This is a genomic window from Xenorhabdus sp. KK7.4, from assembly GCF_963876465.1.
Taxonomy (GTDB): domain Bacteria; phylum Pseudomonadota; class Gammaproteobacteria; order Enterobacterales; family Enterobacteriaceae; genus Xenorhabdus; species Xenorhabdus stockiae.
On record NZ_CAWNQF010000002.1, the window covers coordinates 64,658 to 80,145 of the forward strand.

At 46.5% G+C, this 15,488-nt stretch carries 18 protein-coding genes and 1 tRNA gene; 11 read left to right on the forward strand and 8 right to left on the reverse strand.

The window, feature by feature from the left end; genetic code table 11:
- From AACS90_RS22845 to AACS90_RS22870, 6 genes are all read left to right on the forward strand, one after another.
- Entirely contained in the window at positions 1–543 is a 543-nt protein-coding gene (locus tag AACS90_RS22845; protein ID WP_099119856.1) for a hypothetical protein, read from the forward strand.
- A 40-nt stretch (positions 544–583) separates the two neighbouring features.
- Complete coding sequence (locus AACS90_RS22850) at positions 584–730, forward strand: TA system toxin CbtA family protein (protein ID WP_241538150.1); 147 nt, start codon at positions 584–586, stop codon at positions 728–730.
- 207 nt (positions 731–937) lie between these two features.
- Positions 938–1,861, forward strand: a complete 924-nt coding sequence (locus AACS90_RS22855; RefSeq protein ID WP_099119857.1) for a DUF1281 domain-containing protein — start codon at positions 938–940, stop codon at positions 1,859–1,861.
- Positions 1,862–1,963: 102 nt separating this feature from the next.
- Positions 1,964–2,647 (forward strand): N-6 DNA methylase, encoded by a 684-nt coding sequence (locus tag AACS90_RS22860; protein ID WP_099119858.1) that lies wholly within the window; start codon positions 1,964–1,966, stop codon positions 2,645–2,647.
- Between the two features lie 168 nt (positions 2,648–2,815).
- Positions 2,816–3,703, forward strand: a complete 888-nt coding sequence (locus AACS90_RS22865) for a TraI domain-containing protein (RefSeq protein WP_099119859.1) — start codon at positions 2,816–2,818, stop codon at positions 3,701–3,703.
- Between the two features lie 206 nt (positions 3,704–3,909).
- Positions 3,910–4,917, forward strand: a complete 1,008-nt coding sequence (locus AACS90_RS22870; RefSeq protein ID WP_099119860.1) for a tyrosine-type recombinase/integrase — start codon at positions 3,910–3,912, stop codon at positions 4,915–4,917.
- A gap of 352 nt (positions 4,918–5,269) precedes the next feature.
- Here AACS90_RS22870 and AACS90_RS22875 read toward each other — a convergent pair.
- The 4 genes from AACS90_RS22875 to mutY form a co-directional block, all read right to left on the reverse strand.
- Positions 5,270–5,345 (reverse strand) — tRNA-Phe (locus AACS90_RS22875).
- Between the two features lie 151 nt (positions 5,346–5,496).
- On the reverse strand, positions 5,497–6,570 hold the full coding sequence (gene mltC, locus AACS90_RS22880) for a membrane-bound lytic murein transglycosylase MltC (protein WP_099120187.1): 1,074 nt from the start codon (positions 6,568–6,570) through the stop codon (positions 5,497–5,499).
- Positions 6,571–6,662: 92 nt separating this feature from the next.
- Positions 6,663–6,935, reverse strand: a complete 273-nt coding sequence (locus tag AACS90_RS22885; RefSeq protein ID WP_099119861.1) for an oxidative damage protection protein — start codon at positions 6,933–6,935, stop codon at positions 6,663–6,665.
- 61 nt (positions 6,936–6,996) lie between these two features.
- Positions 6,997–8,034 (reverse strand): A/G-specific adenine glycosylase, encoded by a 1,038-nt coding sequence (gene mutY, locus AACS90_RS22890; RefSeq protein ID WP_193757105.1) that lies wholly within the window; start codon positions 8,032–8,034, stop codon positions 6,997–6,999.
- A 259-nt stretch (positions 8,035–8,293) separates the two neighbouring features.
- Here mutY and trmB point away from each other — a divergent pair, with 259 nt between their 5' ends.
- The 5 genes from trmB (at position 8,294) to AACS90_RS22915 (ending at position 12,201) form a co-directional block, all read left to right on the forward strand.
- A complete protein-coding gene (gene trmB, locus AACS90_RS22895; RefSeq protein ID WP_099119863.1) occupies positions 8,294–9,013 on the forward strand; it encodes a tRNA (guanosine(46)-N7)-methyltransferase TrmB in 720 nt (239 codons plus the stop codon).
- On the forward strand, positions 9,013–9,339 hold the full coding sequence (locus AACS90_RS22900; RefSeq protein WP_099110798.1) for a YggL family protein: 327 nt from the start codon (positions 9,013–9,015) through the stop codon (positions 9,337–9,339). Before trmB ends, AACS90_RS22900 begins: the two co-directional genes overlap by 1 nt.
- A gap of 66 nt (positions 9,340–9,405) precedes the next feature.
- Positions 9,406–10,332, forward strand: coding sequence for a glutaminase B (gene glsB / locus AACS90_RS22905; RefSeq protein WP_099110808.1), 927 nt, complete (start codon positions 9,406–9,408; stop codon positions 10,330–10,332).
- A 79-nt stretch (positions 10,333–10,411) separates the two neighbouring features.
- Positions 10,412–11,134 carry a DUF2884 family protein gene (locus tag AACS90_RS22910; protein ID WP_099119864.1) on the forward strand — a complete coding sequence of 241 codons (723 nt, stop codon included), beginning with the start codon at positions 10,412–10,414 and terminating at the stop codon, positions 11,132–11,134.
- 122 nt (positions 11,135–11,256) lie between these two features.
- Positions 11,257–12,201 carry a siderophore ABC transporter substrate-binding protein gene (locus AACS90_RS22915; RefSeq protein ID WP_099119865.1) on the forward strand — a complete coding sequence of 315 codons (945 nt, stop codon included), beginning with the start codon at positions 11,257–11,259 and terminating at the stop codon, positions 12,199–12,201.
- Between the two features lie 106 nt (positions 12,202–12,307).
- On the opposite strand, the gene hemW is transcribed toward AACS90_RS22915, so the two are convergent.
- Genes hemW through proC form a run of 4 tightly spaced genes read right to left on the reverse strand, consistent with a single transcriptional unit; the run spans position 12,308 to position 15,460 of the window.
- Positions 12,308–13,438, reverse strand: a complete 1,131-nt coding sequence (gene hemW / locus AACS90_RS22920) for a radical SAM family heme chaperone HemW (RefSeq protein ID WP_099119866.1) — start codon at positions 13,436–13,438, stop codon at positions 12,308–12,310.
- A complete protein-coding gene (locus AACS90_RS22925; RefSeq protein ID WP_099119867.1) occupies positions 13,431–14,024 on the reverse strand; it encodes an XTP/dITP diphosphatase in 594 nt (197 codons plus the stop codon). The genes hemW and AACS90_RS22925 overlap by 8 nt, the downstream gene beginning before the upstream one ends.
- A gap of 28 nt (positions 14,025–14,052) precedes the next feature.
- Positions 14,053–14,607, reverse strand: coding sequence for a YggT family protein (locus tag AACS90_RS22930; protein WP_099119868.1), 555 nt, complete (start codon positions 14,605–14,607; stop codon positions 14,053–14,055).
- Between the two features lie 31 nt (positions 14,608–14,638).
- Positions 14,639–15,460, reverse strand: a complete 822-nt coding sequence (proC, locus tag AACS90_RS22935) for a pyrroline-5-carboxylate reductase (protein WP_099119869.1) — start codon at positions 15,458–15,460, stop codon at positions 14,639–14,641.
- Between the last annotated feature and the right edge of the window lie 28 nt (positions 15,461–15,488).

Below are 15,488 nucleotides of genomic sequence, written 5' to 3' on the forward strand. Positions count from 1 at the left end.
ATGAACCCGATTTTTTTACCTGCGCCGGAGAGCACGACACCGGCGTCGCAGGAAGCTATTTTTACCGTGCAGGTCACCGGCCTGATACAGCATCCTCACCGACCGCAATCGCTGCAAGAGGAAATCCTGACCGTGTGTGAAACTGCCTCCATCACCGAAGCGGTACAACGATTGAAAGTCATCCATTTGCTGGGTGACTGGCCGATACCGGAAATCTCATCGGGTCAGTATCGACGCGCCTTTTTTCCCCTGACCGTGATGATATATGACGCCAAAGATAACAGTGTGCTCGGGGGGCGCTTTGATGACGAGATCGTCTGGGCACAGCCGGTTACACTGACGTCAGAACGTTTGTCACTGGAACGAAAACAACAGCAGTTATGTCAGGCGGCCACCGTTGAGCTGAGCTGGCAGGATCCGCAGGCAGCCCATGTTTTGTGGCAGGAGGCGAATTTATTGTCACTGCATATGATTTCACCCGATTACCACTATCATCACGAAGTGCAGGATATTCTCCGGCATAGCGCAACGGTCAGCGTTTGATGGTGTCACCCGGGAAGCCTGACGTTTAACCGTCTGGCAGATGATTGCCGCCGCGTTGCTGAAACGTCATTCTGGCCTGAGCCTGAATGATACGGCATTGTGTGAAACCGAAACGGTAACCGAATTTATCGCCAGTGGCATCCGGCCGTCTGATGCCATCAATGAACGGGGGATAAATACGATTTAACCCGCATGAATGCGTCTGAAATATCAGGCAGTACACCATCTCTGGGGATGCATGATGAACTGACGGTCATTGTCGACAGTCAGGTTGCCGGTATCTTCAGACGGGATTTCAACTGACACTTTTTTTCAATCACCCATCGGGGGAACTGACTCCCGTGGGGGAACAGTTTCGCCGGTTTTTAAACTTAAAAATCAAAGGAACTTAACCATGGCAGAATGGGTTACTAATCAACTGGAAATTACGGGAAAATCCGTGTGTCTCGATGTGATGCAACAATGGGTCTGCGGAGAAGAAGTTCCCCGTTACCGGCAGGCGGTCTTGCAGAGTCTGCGCCTGTTTCTGGCGGGCTGTGCGGGGATATTAAAACCCACCAAGCCCATCACTTACACCCCGTATCCGGAACTGATTCGGGGAACGGCAGCGCCGACCGCGCAGAATCTGGCGTTTGAACAGTGGCTGGCGTTGTTGCAGGACAATGTGCTGCTAACCACAGAAAACATGAAGCGGATTGACAGTATCTACCGCCAGTCGGGCTTAAGCCTGCTGCGCTGGGAGACTATACCGGCGTCAGCGCGTGACATGATTGCCCGCCTGCTGACCCGCCAGTACACCGACTGGTTTGGTGTGGTGGGCTGGTCAGACAACCTTGATATGGGCGTGTGCTGGGAGAAGCTGGCGGTTTACCCGACGGTCGCCCAGCCCTGCGATATGCTGATGATACGACCGACCCGGCTGGCTCCGGAGATTAACGGTAACAGTGGCTTATTAAAAGGGATGGCCACTACAGCGCAGTGCTACGATGAGCACTATGGGCTGGAGTGGCCGTTCGGTCATCATGTCCGCTGGGAACGGCGCCATGTCAGCAGCTTAACCGTGCATTTTGACACGCCGTGGGTACCGCCGTCGGCGGAACTGATGGGCGGGCTGTCATCAGTGTTTGACTGTGAAATCCGCCACTGGTACAGCGAACCGTCAGGCAGCCTCAAAGGCTATGACTGCTATGACCAGGGCGAGCATGTAGACAGCCACAACGGGCAGGTAGGGCACGAAAACCGTCCGGCCCTGTATCTGGTTAACGGCGATAAGCCCGAAACGGCACTGGCACTACCGGCGATGGCCGTCGGCCAGTAATTCTTTGTTCAACACAGTATCCACTTATCTTGACTTCAACCGAAAGGGGAAACACATTCGCCTTTCGGGGCGTGTTTTCCTTTTTTATCAGGAAAACATGCCATGGCTTCTTGTCCGGACTATCAAAAAGAGTTTATTTCGCTGTTTAAACAAACCGCCCGTTCTCGTCACCGTTATCGGGTTTTTCAGGATTTTTGCAACTGTGCAATGGCCGCCATTCACAATCAATACTGTTTCAGTGAGGAACTCGAGCAGTTCTATCTGAAAACCATCAACAAGTATGAACGGGAAGACATTGACCGGATTGTGAAACTGTTTTCGATTACCGTGCTGGGATTGTCGGAAGCACCCGGTGATTTTCTCGGCAGCGTGTTTATGCAACTGGAGCTGGGCAATAAGGAACTTCAGCAGTTCTTTACGCCCTGGAGTGTGGCCAGAGTCATGGCACAATTGCAGTTGAATGAGGTGTCTGACTTGTTGCAGACCCAACCCTTTGTCACCTTCCACGAACCTTGCTGTGGTGCAGCCTGTATGATGCTGGCAGCCGCAGAGGTATTAAGAGAGCAGGGACATGATCCGTTGTCCAGTATGTGGGTGTCTGCGATTGATATCGATCCGCTGGCAGCGGTGATGGCCTATATCCAGCTTTCCCTGGCCGGTATTCCGGCGGCGGTCACGATCGGTGATGTGCTGAATGATCCCGGCAGCCAACGAACACGCTATACACCGGCCCATTATCTGGGCAACTGGTCGCAACGTTTGCAGGCCTATGAACACGCGGCCTGATTTCTGTTTGCATCTTCTTTGTTTCACGACTGCGCCTTTCGGGGCGCTTTTTTACGTTTAAGGGTAAGTCATACAAATAATTTTCATTTTCGCAAAAAGAGTTTCGCCTTGTTTCAGCGTGGGATTGACCGACACTGGGCTAAATTTGAACCCAAAGAGGAAAAGCCCATGTTGGAACGTTTTAAATCCCATTTTGCCCGCCCGCCTGTGACATCATCAGAATCATCCGGACAACAAGCGGAAACCCTTCGCGACAACCGGGGGTATTTCCGGCCACAGTCAGCGGAAGCGCTGCTGGCAAACGCAGAACGTTGTCAGACTCTCCGGCAACTGTGGGAAAACAGCGCGCTGCCCGCCGGGTTGTATCAGCAGTTTTATCTGGATCCGCTCCGGCAATTATGCGCCCGTGTGCAGCATATCCCAGCCACACAGGAAGGCGTCTGGTCTTATCGTGGTGGGTTTATAGATCTGACCCTACAATTTACTGCCTGTGCTGTGAGGCTGGCGAAAGGACACATGCTGCCACCCGGCGTGGCACCGGAAACACAGGCCGCGCAGAGCTTGTTGTGGCAGGCAGTGGTATTCTGGGCCGCGTTGTTTTACCACCTGCCATTGTTGCGGCAACTGGAAGGTGAACTGGATGATGGACACCCCTGGCTGCCGGGGGTGTGGGTGCCAGCACGCCGTTTCCGCTTCCGGTTTCATGCCTCACTGTCTGAGCTGCCTGTTTCTCATAAAACGCTGCTGGCTGCCCGTTTGTTACCGGAGGAAGCGGTCACCTGGCTGTCTTTAGTGCCTGGTGCGTGGCAATGTCTGATGTTGCATCTTGGCGGGTCTCTTTCTTCTGTTCCGTTGACGGATTTACTGCTTCAGTCAGCGGCTGAGCAGGTTAAATCGCCATTGCTGAAGCCGGTTGAATCTGTTAAAGCGAGGGTGGATACCGCTCAGGCATCGCCCGATCCGATGACTCCGCTTGTCACACCGATGACCGTCCCAACACCTGACACCCGCGATGATACCCGGACATTACTGTCACTGTTTCAGACAGCGGAGTGAACTTTGGGTGGGAAATAATACAAATGATAACAATAACGATTTGAAATTGTTCAAACGCCCCGTATCAGCGTCAGAATGCCTTGTTTCAGCAATGTACAAAAGGTCATTATATGAAAAATAAAATAATTCAACGTGTTAATTAATTTTTAGTTTATTAACAGGACGTGGCTGTACCGGGACACAACTTGACACACTAAGGAAACAAAATGTTCAATAATGAGGAAAAAATGGGTTGGGATGAATTACTGGAAGAATACTTTTTCTCGCATATGCTGCGACCGGCTACGGAGTGGAGTTATCGCAAGGTGACCCGGGTTTTTATCGGGTTTATGGGCGATACGGTGTTGCCGGAACAGGTGACTCACCGCGATGTACTGCGGTGGCGACGCTATCTTCTGACCGAGAAAAAACAGTCGAGCTACACCTGGAACAATAAGGTAGCCCACCTGCGGGCGATTTTTAATTTCGTGATGGAAAGAAAACTTCTGCCGCTCACTGAAAACCCGTTTAACGAGGCAGCAGTGAAAAAAGAGAAGAAGACAAAGAAAATTCTGAGTAAATCCCAGATAACCCGCCTCTATCTGCTGATGGGACAGTATGAGGAAGAGGAGCGCAGGCAGGTGACTCCCCGGGGAGGGCGCTGTGCGTTGTACCCGACCGGCTATTGGCTGACGGTACTGGATACGTTCCGGTTAACGGGGATGCGCCAGAATCAGCTATTGCACCTGCGGTTGCGGGATATCAATCTGGACAGCAATTATATTGTTCTGCGGGTCGAAGGGAGTAAAAACCACAGTGAATGGCGGATACCGATGATCCGGCAGCTTAAACCCCGCTTGGCGAAACTGGTTGAACAGGCAAAAGCCTGCGGGGCGAAAGAGGATGATCCGCTGTTTGACTTAAGTCGTCTGGATTTCCATGCTCACGGGCGGATGAACCGTTACCGATATGATCACGATAAAGAAAGGCAGCATATCCGTTCGTTCTTCAACCGGTTGTCGAAAGAGTGTGGTTTTGCCGTCTCTCCTCACCGTTTTCGTCATACGCTGGCCACTGAGCTGATGAAAGCACCGGATCGTAATTTGCAGCTGGTCAGGTGTTTGCTGGGCCATCGTAGTCTGGCAACCACCCTGGAATATATTGATATCGATATGGAAATCGCGGGTAAAACGCTGGAGAATGAACTGGCAATCTATCTGGATATTGCGGTGTAAGGATAACCGGCAGTAAAAAAGACAGGGCAGGTCTCAGACAGGATCGAGGAGGTGGAGGAGTGAGTCACTGCCCTGCATCAACAGGGATGGTACGAAAAAATGGCTATTTGCGATCCCCTGTCCCGTAAAGTCTTTCCCTTACTTGACATCAGAATCAATTACTGAAATCATTACCTTGAACGAAAAAAGAGTGCTTGCAAATGCAGGCACTCTGTATTCTTTAATTTACGGCTTTTTTAAACATTGAACGTACAAACTAAGCGAACAATTGTTTAACATCTTCTTAACAGCCCTAAATTTTAACTTATTTGTTAATTACCTGATAGTATTCAACAAATTAGCTTTAAAATCGTGGTGCCCGGAGGCGGAATCGAACCACCGACACGGGGATTTTCAATCCCCTGCTCTACCGACTGAGCTATCCGGGCTAACGGGGACGCATTAAACAGTATTCACTCCAATCCGTCAACGACTTTTTCTATAAACTTATTCAAGCGATTTTTATTTGCACAATTGGTTGTAAATATAAACAAAAATGGAGAGGCACACACCTCTCCACCTCTTATTTGTGCCGATGGTTTATCGGCGATAGCTTTTTTGCGCGTTATTCACTTTCATCAAATAACGGCGTGACTCAGCAGATGGGTGTTTATTAGTCAGTATTTCATAAAAATCACCCGGTGCCATTGTATTGATAATTTGAGCTGCTTTTTTCTTATCGCTGGAAAATACCCTTAAGACACTGCCTGCACCACCGTTGTATGCGGTAATAACAGCATATCGGCGAGAGGTTGCGTTCTGGATTTCGCCCAAATAAACGTTCTGTAAAATCGCCAGATAAGCCGTACCTGCATCTATGTTGTTTTCAGGGTCAAAAAGATAATTACGGTCTGGCTGGCCCGATTTACCCTGCATCTTGAATACATCCCGTCCTGCAGTATGCTGCATTACCTGCATTAGTCCCAGAGCATCGGAACGACTGACTGCGTAAGGGTTAAAACTAGATTCTGTCTGCATAATGGCAAGGATCAGCGATTCATCAATACCATATTTAATCGCAGCTTTGCGGACAATAGGCAGATATTTATGAGCGCGTTTATCCAAGTGATTAGGAACTAATTGCATCGTGACAGACCAAATCACATGCAGTCCTGACTGACGGCGTTGTAATTTATTCTGGAGCAGGTAATCGGCAAAGTGGTTTGCGCGCCACTCCCAGCGAATTGGCTCGCCGGCATTATCCAGAACCTGCCCGTAAAGAAAGGGTTCTTTGCTTATTTGAATATCATTCGTGTCAGAGTAAAGGTCGACAGAACCCGGATCATCCCCCATCAATAAAGTGGTGACAATGGCCCTGCGTAAATGCTCATTTGGCTCAATGGGCGATATTGTTTCAATAGTAATGGTTCCAGCATCGAAATTAATATGGCTGCGGGTTTTATATTTATCTGTATATTTTACGTAATCTTTAGGGCCTGCAATTAAAACTTCACGTAATCCCCAGATATTTTCAATATCATGAGCGAATTGCCCCATTAAGATATCAAATCCGTTAGTGTCTTTTATGTATTCTTCTTTGTATTCAATATCTTTTTTGCTTGAGCAGGAAATCAGAAGTGGAGTGAGCAGGAGCAGTGCCAGCAGTTTTTTCATTTTATGATGCCGTTGAATATTAGGATAAATTCCCATTTATTGGGTGATTTTTAAATATCCTGATTCACCCAATAAATAGCAGATATTAAAAGTTATTTTTCTGGTGGGGTGTAACCGTCGATTTTAATATCTTTCCCTTCAAACAAGAATTTCACCATTTCCTGCTCGAGCAATTTGCGATCTTCCGGATTCATCGTATTCAGTTTCTTTTCGTTGATCAGCATAGTCTGTTTGCTCATCCATTTCTGCCAGGCTTCTTTAGAGATTTCATTGAAAATACGCTTACCCAGTTCTCCCGGATAGAACTGAAAATCCTGGCCTTCGGCTTCTTGTTGCAAAAAAGTACAAAAAATAGTTCTGCTCATGATAAATCCTCAAATGTCGTTATGGAGCAAAAAATAATGGCGCACAAAATATGGGTTAATTTTATCCCAACTGCTGCAAAAGGTACTCAACGGGAGTTGCCAGTCCAATAGTTGCTGGCTGGTGTAAGTTATACCAAAGTCCTTTACTTTCATCCATGCAGGAATCAAAAGATAATATGTTGATTTTAATGGGTACGATATCCAGATGGAAATGACTGAAAGTGTGGCGAAATGAGTTTAGTTGCTCAGGTTGGCTGTACGAGATCCCTGAATCTTCCAGCCACTGTTTGAGTGAATTTTCATCAGTAAATTGCGGGAATGCAAATAATCCGCCCCAGATACCGGAAAGCGGGCGTTGTTCCAGCCAGACAGTATCACCATGCTGCATCAATAAAAAATACGCGGTTTTTTCAGGGATGGTTTGTTTCGGTTTTTTACCCGGATAGTTGGCCCAGCTGTGATTAGCATACGCGATACAGCCTGTATTAAGCGGACAGATCTCACATTTTGGTTTGCTGCGGGTACATACCATTGCACCCAAATCCATCATTGCCTGATTAAAATATTCAACACCTTGCGCAGGGGTAACGCGGGTACTGATGCCCCATAGTCGATTTTCTACGTCTTTTTTACCCGGCCAGCCATCAATAGCATAGCAGCGGGCCAGAACGCGTTTTACATTACCATCAAGGATTGGGAAATGCTTGCCCTGAGAGAGAGAAAGAATAGCGCCTGCGGTAGAGCGGCCTACGCCGGGTAATGCGACTACTTCATCAAAGGTGGTCGGGAATTTTCCTCGATGTAATTCAACTACCTGCTGAGCGGCTTTGTGTAGATTACGGGCGCGTGCGTAATAGCCCAGACCAGTCCACAGATGAAGAACTTCATCCAATGGAGCCGCCGCCAGTGAGGTGACATCAGGAAAGCGTGAAATAAACTTCTGGAAATAAGGTATAACTGTCGCAACCTGAGTCTGTTGCAGCATCACTTCTGAAAGCCAGACGTGATAGGATGTTTTTTCCAGCTGCCACGGCAGGGTTTTACGACCATAACGGTGATACCACTCAAGTACCGCTTGTGAAAATTGCTCGGCTTCCATCATTAGAATAATTGTCTTTATATCTGATAATCGTTTCGTGAACAGGATTGCAACATAGTGTAACCTCAGTGTAAACCCGAACTTTGTTTCGAAGCACCACACAATTTAACATTAAAGTTGTGCTTATGGGCACTGAACTTGATAAACTCAGCCATCTTTGCATAATTGCGCTCTCTTTAGGCAATCCTGCGGCACATAACGTCCCGGAAGCCAGAGCAAAAGCCTTTAAAACTGATAGAAAGTATCAATAGACAGTACCATGATAAATAACGTAATTTCACCGGAATATGATGAAAATGGCAGGGCTTTGCGCCGTGTCCGCAGTTTTGTGCGTCGGCAGGGGCGGTTAACGGCTCGTCAGCAACATGCACTTGATAATGTGTGGCCAAATATGGGTGTGGATTATCAGCCTGCACTGCAAGATATGGCAGAATTGTTTGGCCGTGACGCACCTGTTGTGCTGGAAATTGGTTTTGGCATGGGGGCATCTCTGGTCACGATGGCAAGCCAGAATCCGGAGAAGAATTTTTTCGGAATTGAAGTCCATGCTCCGGGAGTGGGGGCATGTCTGGCTTCCGCTGAAGATGAAAATATCAGCAATCTGCGTGTGATGTGCCACGATGCGATTGAAGTACTGGAAAATATGATCCCTGAACAGGGGCTGGAAATGGTTCAGTTATTCTTCCCTGATCCATGGCATAAAGCGCGGCATAATAAGCGTCGGATTGTACAGCCTGCTTTTGCTCAGATGATCAGAAATAAACTGAAAATCGGTGGTGTATTCCATATGGCAACCGACTGGCAGCCATATGCTGAGCATATGTTGGAAGTGATGAGCGACGCTGAAGGGTATCGCAACATTTCAGAAAGCAATGATTACGTACCACGTCCTGATTCACGTCCTGTCACAAAATTTGAGATGCGCGGTCATCGTTTGGGGCATGGCGTATGGGATCTAATGTTTGAGAGGGTAAAATAATGGCTAAAAACCGTAGTCGCCGTCTGCGTAAAAAATTGCGTATTGATGAATTTCAGGAATTAGGTTTTTCCGTCAAGTGGAACTTTCCGGCTGATACATCCGTCGAAGTCGTAGACAGCACGGTTGATGCTCTGATTGAGGAATTAATCGAGCCAAATGGCCTTGCACTGGATGCCAGTGGTTATTTGCAGTGGGAAGGTCTTGTCTGTTTACAGAAAATCGGTAAATGCACTGAAGAACACCGCCAGCTGATTGATAAATGGCTGAAAGATCGCGGTATGGAAGAAGTTGCCACATCTGAATTATTTGATATGTGGTGGGATTGATTCGCTGTTGAATTAAGAATTATGTAGGGGCTCATTGAGAGCCCTTTTTTGTCTGGAGAAAAAGTGGTGAAAGTAAGGTTCTCTAATGCGTTATTGGCAGATATCTTAGATGAAGTACGCCCTTTGATTGGCCAAGGAAAAGTAGCAGATTACATTCCTGCTCTGGCGGAAGTTCCGATAAATAATCTGGCAATGGCTATCTGTACGGTAGATGGTCAGGTCTTTAAAGCGGGAGATGCGGAAAAACGTTTCTCCATTCAGTCTGTTTCTAAGGTATTGAGCCTGACACTGGCAATGACACGCTATAAAGAAGAGGATATCTGGCAGCGAGTAGGCACAGAGCCTTCGGGGCAACCATTTAACTCATTGGTGCAGTTGGAACTGGAAAAAGGTATTCCCCGTAATCCCTTTATTAATGCCGGAGCATTGGTTATCTGTGATATGTTGCAATCACGCCTGAGTGCGCCTAAGCATAGGATGCTGGAGTTTGTACGTAGTCTCACAGGGCAAAAAGATATTGGTTATGATGAAGTTGTTGCCCGTTCAGAAATGGAACATTCTAGCCGTAATGCGGCCATTGCTTATCTGATGAAGTCATTCGGTAATTTTGAAAATGATGTGCTTACAGTACTGCAAACTTATTTCCAGTATTGTGCTCTGAAAATGAATTGTGTTGAATTATCTCAATGCTTTATTTACTTGGCGAATAAGGGGCGGATGATCGATTCCGGTCAGCAAATTTTAAGTCTCCGACAAACCCGCCAGATCAATGCGCTAATGTTGACGTGTGGCATGTATGATGGTTCAGGAGAATTTGCTTTCAGGATTGGAATGCCCGGGAAATCAGGCGTTGGCGGAGGGATTGTCTGTGTTGTTCCGGGAGAGTTTACTGTAACAGTATGGTCTCCGGAACTGGATCGTGCGGGTAACTCTCTGGCTGGTTGTGCAGCATTGGAAAAATTAGCCGCCCGCATCGGACGTTCCATTTTTTAACTTGAAACATTAGCAGCTAATTGCAGTAGCTCTGAATAAAAGATAGAGGAGTGCAACGCTGAGGAGAACAGGAGAAGGTATGTTACGAAAAATTGTGGTTGCGGCATCACTGGTATTTGCTGTTCAGGCACAGGCTGGCTCAGAGTGCCGGACGACACTCAAAGATGACATTATTGTCACGGCCGACTCAGTTCAGATGATTGGTGAAAACAGGAGCCTGAAAATTATGCCAGATGGTTCTGTCTTTCGTAATGGTAAAGCACTATCGCTGAATGCCGATCAACGCAGCAAAGCAAAACAGTTTCAGCAACTTACCCGGCAGGATTTACCATGGGTGAAAAAAGAGGCTTTAAACCATCTCACTGACGCCCGTCAGGCGTTGGATAAAGTTGTCACTGAAACGATGGGAAAAGATAGCAATATCCGTGTTCGTTTGACTCAGCTGGAATCTGGCCTGAATAAGCAAATTGATAAAGTATTGGAAGCCCGTCCTGATGGTATTTTTTTCCATTACAAGGCAATCAAACAGATAGAAACGGAAGGAAAGGATCTTATCCAGCAGAGTTTGGGTGGAATATTGCAGGACAGTATTAACGAAATGAGCCGTAAAACAAGCAATCAAAATGGTGACGGCAAACAGATGTTAATGTCTCTTCTCGGCGGGCTGGGAGGTATGCAGAATGGCTTTGAGGCAGAATGGAAAAAGCAGGAAAAAGAGCTAAAACGCTTTAAAGGAGAAGTGTGCGATAAAGCCAATAAACTGGAACAGTTGCGCACCAGCTTTTTGAATTCCATTAACTAAATCACAGTATTTCATATCAAATAAGAATCATGATGAAATTGATTCTTATTTGATTGACATCCTACATTGGGCATCTAGAATGCAAATCACTTTTTATACACATGATTACTTCAGGTGCCCTAATGAAAAAAATCCTGCCGATTATTTTAGCCTCATTATTTTCTGTTACTAGTCATTCCGCATTCAGCCAGCAATCTACAACATTTACGCCAAATTCAGTCGTCACTCAGTCCGGGGATTATCTCACGGTAAAACATCATTCCGGAGAAACTAAGGTTAAGAAAAATCCTCAGCGAGTGGTTTTATTTGACTTCGGTACTTACGATTCAATGGCCAAATTAGGGCTATCTGAGCGTGTTATTGCACTGCCGAAAGAAAGTTTGCCTGAATATGTGAGTAGTCACGTATCTGAAAAGATGAATGATGCCGGCGGGATGAAATCTCCGGATTTAGAAAAACTGGCTGAAATAAAACCGGATTTGATTGTGATCACCGGGCGTCAGGATGATTTTTATGATCGTCTATCCCAAATTGCACCTACAGTGGATTTAAGCACGGATAATAAAAACTACCTGCCATCTGTTGAAAATAATCTGAAGCTATTAGGTGAACTGTTCGATAAACAAGATGCAGTAAAAGCACAGCAGGCTGATTTAGAAAAAACGATAACGACTGCGCAGGAAAAAGCAAAATCTTCAAATAACAAGGTGCTGGTTTTATTACATAATGCTGGCGAGTTATACCCGAATAATCAAACCGTTGTTTACAATGTGGTGAAAGCGCAGCGCGCTGAATTACCACCGAAATCAGATAACGATAAGAGTCGTCTTGTCACTGCGGAAATGATTGCTCAGGCAAATCCTGATGTCATCTTTATTATTGATCGCAGTAAAGCAATTGGAGCAGGGGAGTTAACAAAAGCTCAGTTTGAAACCGTTCAGGTGAAGTCAACCAACGCTTATAAAAATGGCAAGATAGTCTATCTGCAACCTGATTTATGGTATCTGTCTGGTGGCGGGGTAGAGAGCCTGACGCGTCAGGTGAATGCAATCGCTGATGCTTTGTAATCATACTGATTAAATGTGTTCATAAAATAAGGCTGCTCCTTGAGTTTCAAGGGCAGCCTTATTTTTGCAGAAGTCATTTTTACAGAAATAGCACCATAAAAACGTTCTACAAAAACATTTCTAATAACGAATTCAGGAATAATTTTCCGTGTTTCGTGATCTGCCAGTGTGTATCACTTTCAGTGATATAACCTTTTGCCAGCGCCGCGTCGATTTGCTGCCGAATAGTGCTTTCCGGTAATCCGGTAAAATCACTGAAATCCTTTCGTGGCATTGCTTCCAGCAAACGAAAACGGTTCATGAAAAATTCAAATGGACGATCATCGTGATCCACTTGATGTTGCTTATCCAAATAACGCCCTTGCATATAACCGCGCGGATGTTTGGTTTTCACTGTGCGCAGAATACGCCCGTCTTCAAACGATATTTTTCCGTGGGCACCGCAGCCAATTCCCAGATAATCACCAAACCGCCAGTAGTTCAGATTATGCTGACATTGATAATCCTGTTTGGCATAGGCTGAGGTTTCGTACTGTTGATAGCCAGCTTCTGTCAATAACTTATGCCCTTGAGAGAAAATGTCCCATAGCGCATCATCATCTGGCAGGACTGGCGGACGTGAGCCAAAACTGGTATTGGGTTCAATCGTCAGCTGATACCACGACAAATGAGGTGGTGAGAGTTCAATAGCCTGACGTAAATCGTTCAGAGCTTCATCCAGTGTCTGGTTAGGCAGGCCATGCATCAAATCAAGGTTGAAACTGCGCAGACCAAGGCCATCCGCCAGCCGCGCAGCTCGTTTCGCTTCTTCCGGGCCATGAATGCGCCCTAAGCGGATAAGCTTATCTGAGCCAAAGCTTTGTACGCCGATTGAAATCCGGTTAATACCAGCCTGTTGATAGGCACTGAAACGGTCAGCTTCAACCGTTCCCGGATTCGCTTCCATGGTAATTTCTGCCTGCGGGGAGAGGGGCAGTAGCTCCCTGACACCATCAAGCAACCGTTGCATTCCTTCCGCACTGAGCAAACTGGGCGTACCTCCACCGATAAAGATAGTGGAAATTTCCCGCCCCTCAACCATTGGCAAATCATGACGTAAATCTGCCAGCAGATGTTCGACATATTCTTGATGTGGTACATCCCCCTTTAATGCATGTGAATTGAAATCACAATAAGGGCACTTTTGCACACACCATGGAATATGAATATAAAGACTTAATGGTGGTAATTTAAGCATTACGCATGGCTTCCAACAGCATTTTTAAGGCTTGTCCACGATGTGAAACAGCACTTTTTTGTTCACGGCTTAATTCTGCTGCTGTACAGCCAAATTCCGGTGCGTAGAAAACCGGATCATAACCAAAACCGCCATTACCGGCTGGTTCACGGGTAATGAAACCAGACCAGCGACCGTGGAAGACCAGAGGGGTCGGATCTTCTGCATGGCGTAAATAAACCAGAACACAATTGAATTGTGCCTGACGTTGGTCATCAGGAACATCGCTCATGGCTTCCAGTAGTTTTTCCAGATTCTCCTGATCGGAGGCATCGGCTCCCGCATAACGAGCCGAATAAATACCGGGGGCACCACCGAGAGCATTGACGGATAGCCCTGAATCGTCAGCAATCGCAGGTAAACCGGTGACTGCCGCAGCATGACGGGCTTTAATGATAGCATTTTCAATAAAGGTTAAACCGGTTTCATCTGCGGAATCTACACCCAATTCAGTCTGAGCGACGATATCCAAACCAAAGTCAGCCAGTAAATCAGCCAGCTCCCGTACTTTGCCAGCATTTCCTGTGGCAAGAACAACTTTCTGCATTGTTTCTATCCAATTAACTTATTATTTATTAACCAATTAAGCTCGGAATTAACCACGCTAAAACATCAGCACGGAGAGCATTTAGCGCATACAGGATCAGAATCACAATCATGGCTGAGAAATCTAATCCTCCCATAGAAGGGAGAATCCGACGGATAGGAGCCATCAGTGGTTCTGTTAATTGGAGCAGAACGTAATCCACAGGGTTACGTCCCTGACTGATCCAGCTCAATAATGCGCGGGCAATCACAAGCCAGAATACCAGTTTTCCTGCGGCAGTCAGCAGTTCAATTATTCCAAGAGGGAATAGCTGGACAAGAAATTGTCCTGTTGCTAACCAGTAAGGCAGCATCAGTTTGAGCATGACGAGGATGTAAGCAAAAACAACCGATGCTGTATCAATAGGGCCAATAGCGGGAAGAACCCTACGTAATGGGCGTACCACGGGTTGGGTGATTTTGACGATAAATTGTGAGAACGGATTGTAAAAATCACAACGTACCCATTGCATCCAGACTCGAAGCAGTAAAACTGCGGTATATAAATCCAGAACTGTAAAAAAGAGAAAGTTTAAGAATTGCATGTAGCAGCCCTGATCAAATTATATTGGTTGTTTAAAATAATTTTTCCATTTCCTGTGCCCGGCGTATTGCTCCCTGCATAGCTTGGGATACAACTTCCGGCAGATGGTTTTCATAAAAAACGCGTAATGCCTCGGCAGTTGTACCACCTTTAGATGTTACCTGTTCACGCAGGATAGCAAAAGGAAGTTCTGCCTGTGATTCAGCAAGTTTAGCTGAACCCATAGCCGTTTGCAGAACCAGTTCTCTGGCTGTTTGGCTGTCGAAGCCCAGACGTTCTGCTTCCTGTTGCATCGATTCCATAAACAGGAAGAAATAAGCCGGAGCACTCCCGGCAACGGCAATAATATCATTGATGCCTTTTTCATCGTTTACCCAGCAGACTTTGCCGACACTGTTCATTAATACTTCAGCAAACTGGCGATCAGATTGATTGACCTGTTCAGGTGCGAACATGCCGCTGATCCCTTGCCCGATAAGCGAGGGCGTATTTGGCATGATGCGGATAATATTAAGGTTTTCCTGCAATAATGAGTAAAAACGGGAAAGAGGAATACCGGCGGCAATAGAAAGCACAAGTTTTTGCTCGAAATTGACTTGTGCACGTAAGGAGCCACAGACTTCTTCCATCATTTGGGGCTTAACCGCTAAAACAATAACATCAGCTTCCTGAGCATAGCGAATATTGTCACTCTGGCTGTTGATGCCATATTTTTCTGCCAGAACATCACGACGAATTGTGTTGGGCGAGCAGACAGTGATTTGTTTGGCCGGATAGCCTTTGTTGATCAGACCCGCGATGATGGCATGAGCCATATTCCCCGCGCCGATAAACGTGATTTTTCTATTTTCCATGAAGAAATCGTCTCGAATATTAATGAGT

What these genes read in the sequence shown, in the direction of transcription:
- AACS90_RS22845 (WP_099119856.1), top strand. Translation starts at nt 1, where the DNA reads ATGAACCCGATTTTTTTACCTGCGCCGGAGAGCACGACACCGGCGTCG.
- AACS90_RS22850 (WP_241538150.1), top strand. Translation starts at nt 584, where the DNA reads ATGATTGCCGCCGCGTTGCTGAAACGTCATTCTGGCCTGAGCCTGAAT.
- AACS90_RS22855 (WP_099119857.1), top strand. Translation starts at nt 938, where the DNA reads ATGGCAGAATGGGTTACTAATCAACTGGAAATTACGGGAAAATCCGTG.
- AACS90_RS22860 (WP_099119858.1), top strand. Translation starts at nt 1,964, where the DNA reads ATGGCTTCTTGTCCGGACTATCAAAAAGAGTTTATTTCGCTGTTTAAA.
- AACS90_RS22865 (WP_099119859.1), top strand. Translation starts at nt 2,816, where the DNA reads ATGTTGGAACGTTTTAAATCCCATTTTGCCCGCCCGCCTGTGACATCA.
- AACS90_RS22870 (WP_099119860.1), top strand. Translation starts at nt 3,910, where the DNA reads ATGTTCAATAATGAGGAAAAAATGGGTTGGGATGAATTACTGGAAGAA.
- mltC (WP_099120187.1), bottom strand. Translation starts at nt 6,570, where the DNA reads ATGAAAAAACTGCTGGCACTGCTCCTGCTCACTCCACTTCTGATTTCC.
- AACS90_RS22885 (WP_099119861.1), bottom strand. Translation starts at nt 6,935, where the DNA reads ATGAGCAGAACTATTTTTTGTACTTTTTTGCAACAAGAAGCCGAAGGC.
- mutY (WP_193757105.1), bottom strand. Translation starts at nt 8,034, where the DNA reads ATGGAAGCCGAGCAATTTTCACAAGCGGTACTTGAGTGGTATCACCGT.
- trmB (WP_099119863.1), top strand. Translation starts at nt 8,294, where the DNA reads ATGATAAATAACGTAATTTCACCGGAATATGATGAAAATGGCAGGGCT.
- AACS90_RS22900 (WP_099110798.1), top strand. Translation starts at nt 9,013, where the DNA reads ATGGCTAAAAACCGTAGTCGCCGTCTGCGTAAAAAATTGCGTATTGAT.
- AACS90_RS22910 (WP_099119864.1), top strand. Translation starts at nt 10,412, where the DNA reads ATGTTACGAAAAATTGTGGTTGCGGCATCACTGGTATTTGCTGTTCAG.
- AACS90_RS22915 (WP_099119865.1), top strand. Translation starts at nt 11,257, where the DNA reads ATGAAAAAAATCCTGCCGATTATTTTAGCCTCATTATTTTCTGTTACT.
- hemW (WP_099119866.1), bottom strand. Translation starts at nt 13,438, where the DNA reads ATGCTTAAATTACCACCATTAAGTCTTTATATTCATATTCCATGGTGT.
- AACS90_RS22925 (WP_099119867.1), bottom strand. Translation starts at nt 14,024, where the DNA reads ATGCAGAAAGTTGTTCTTGCCACAGGAAATGCTGGCAAAGTACGGGAG.
- AACS90_RS22930 (WP_099119868.1), bottom strand. Translation starts at nt 14,607, where the DNA reads ATGCAATTCTTAAACTTTCTCTTTTTTACAGTTCTGGATTTATATACC.
- proC (WP_099119869.1), bottom strand. Translation starts at nt 15,460, where the DNA reads ATGGAAAATAGAAAAATCACGTTTATCGGCGCGGGGAATATGGCTCAT.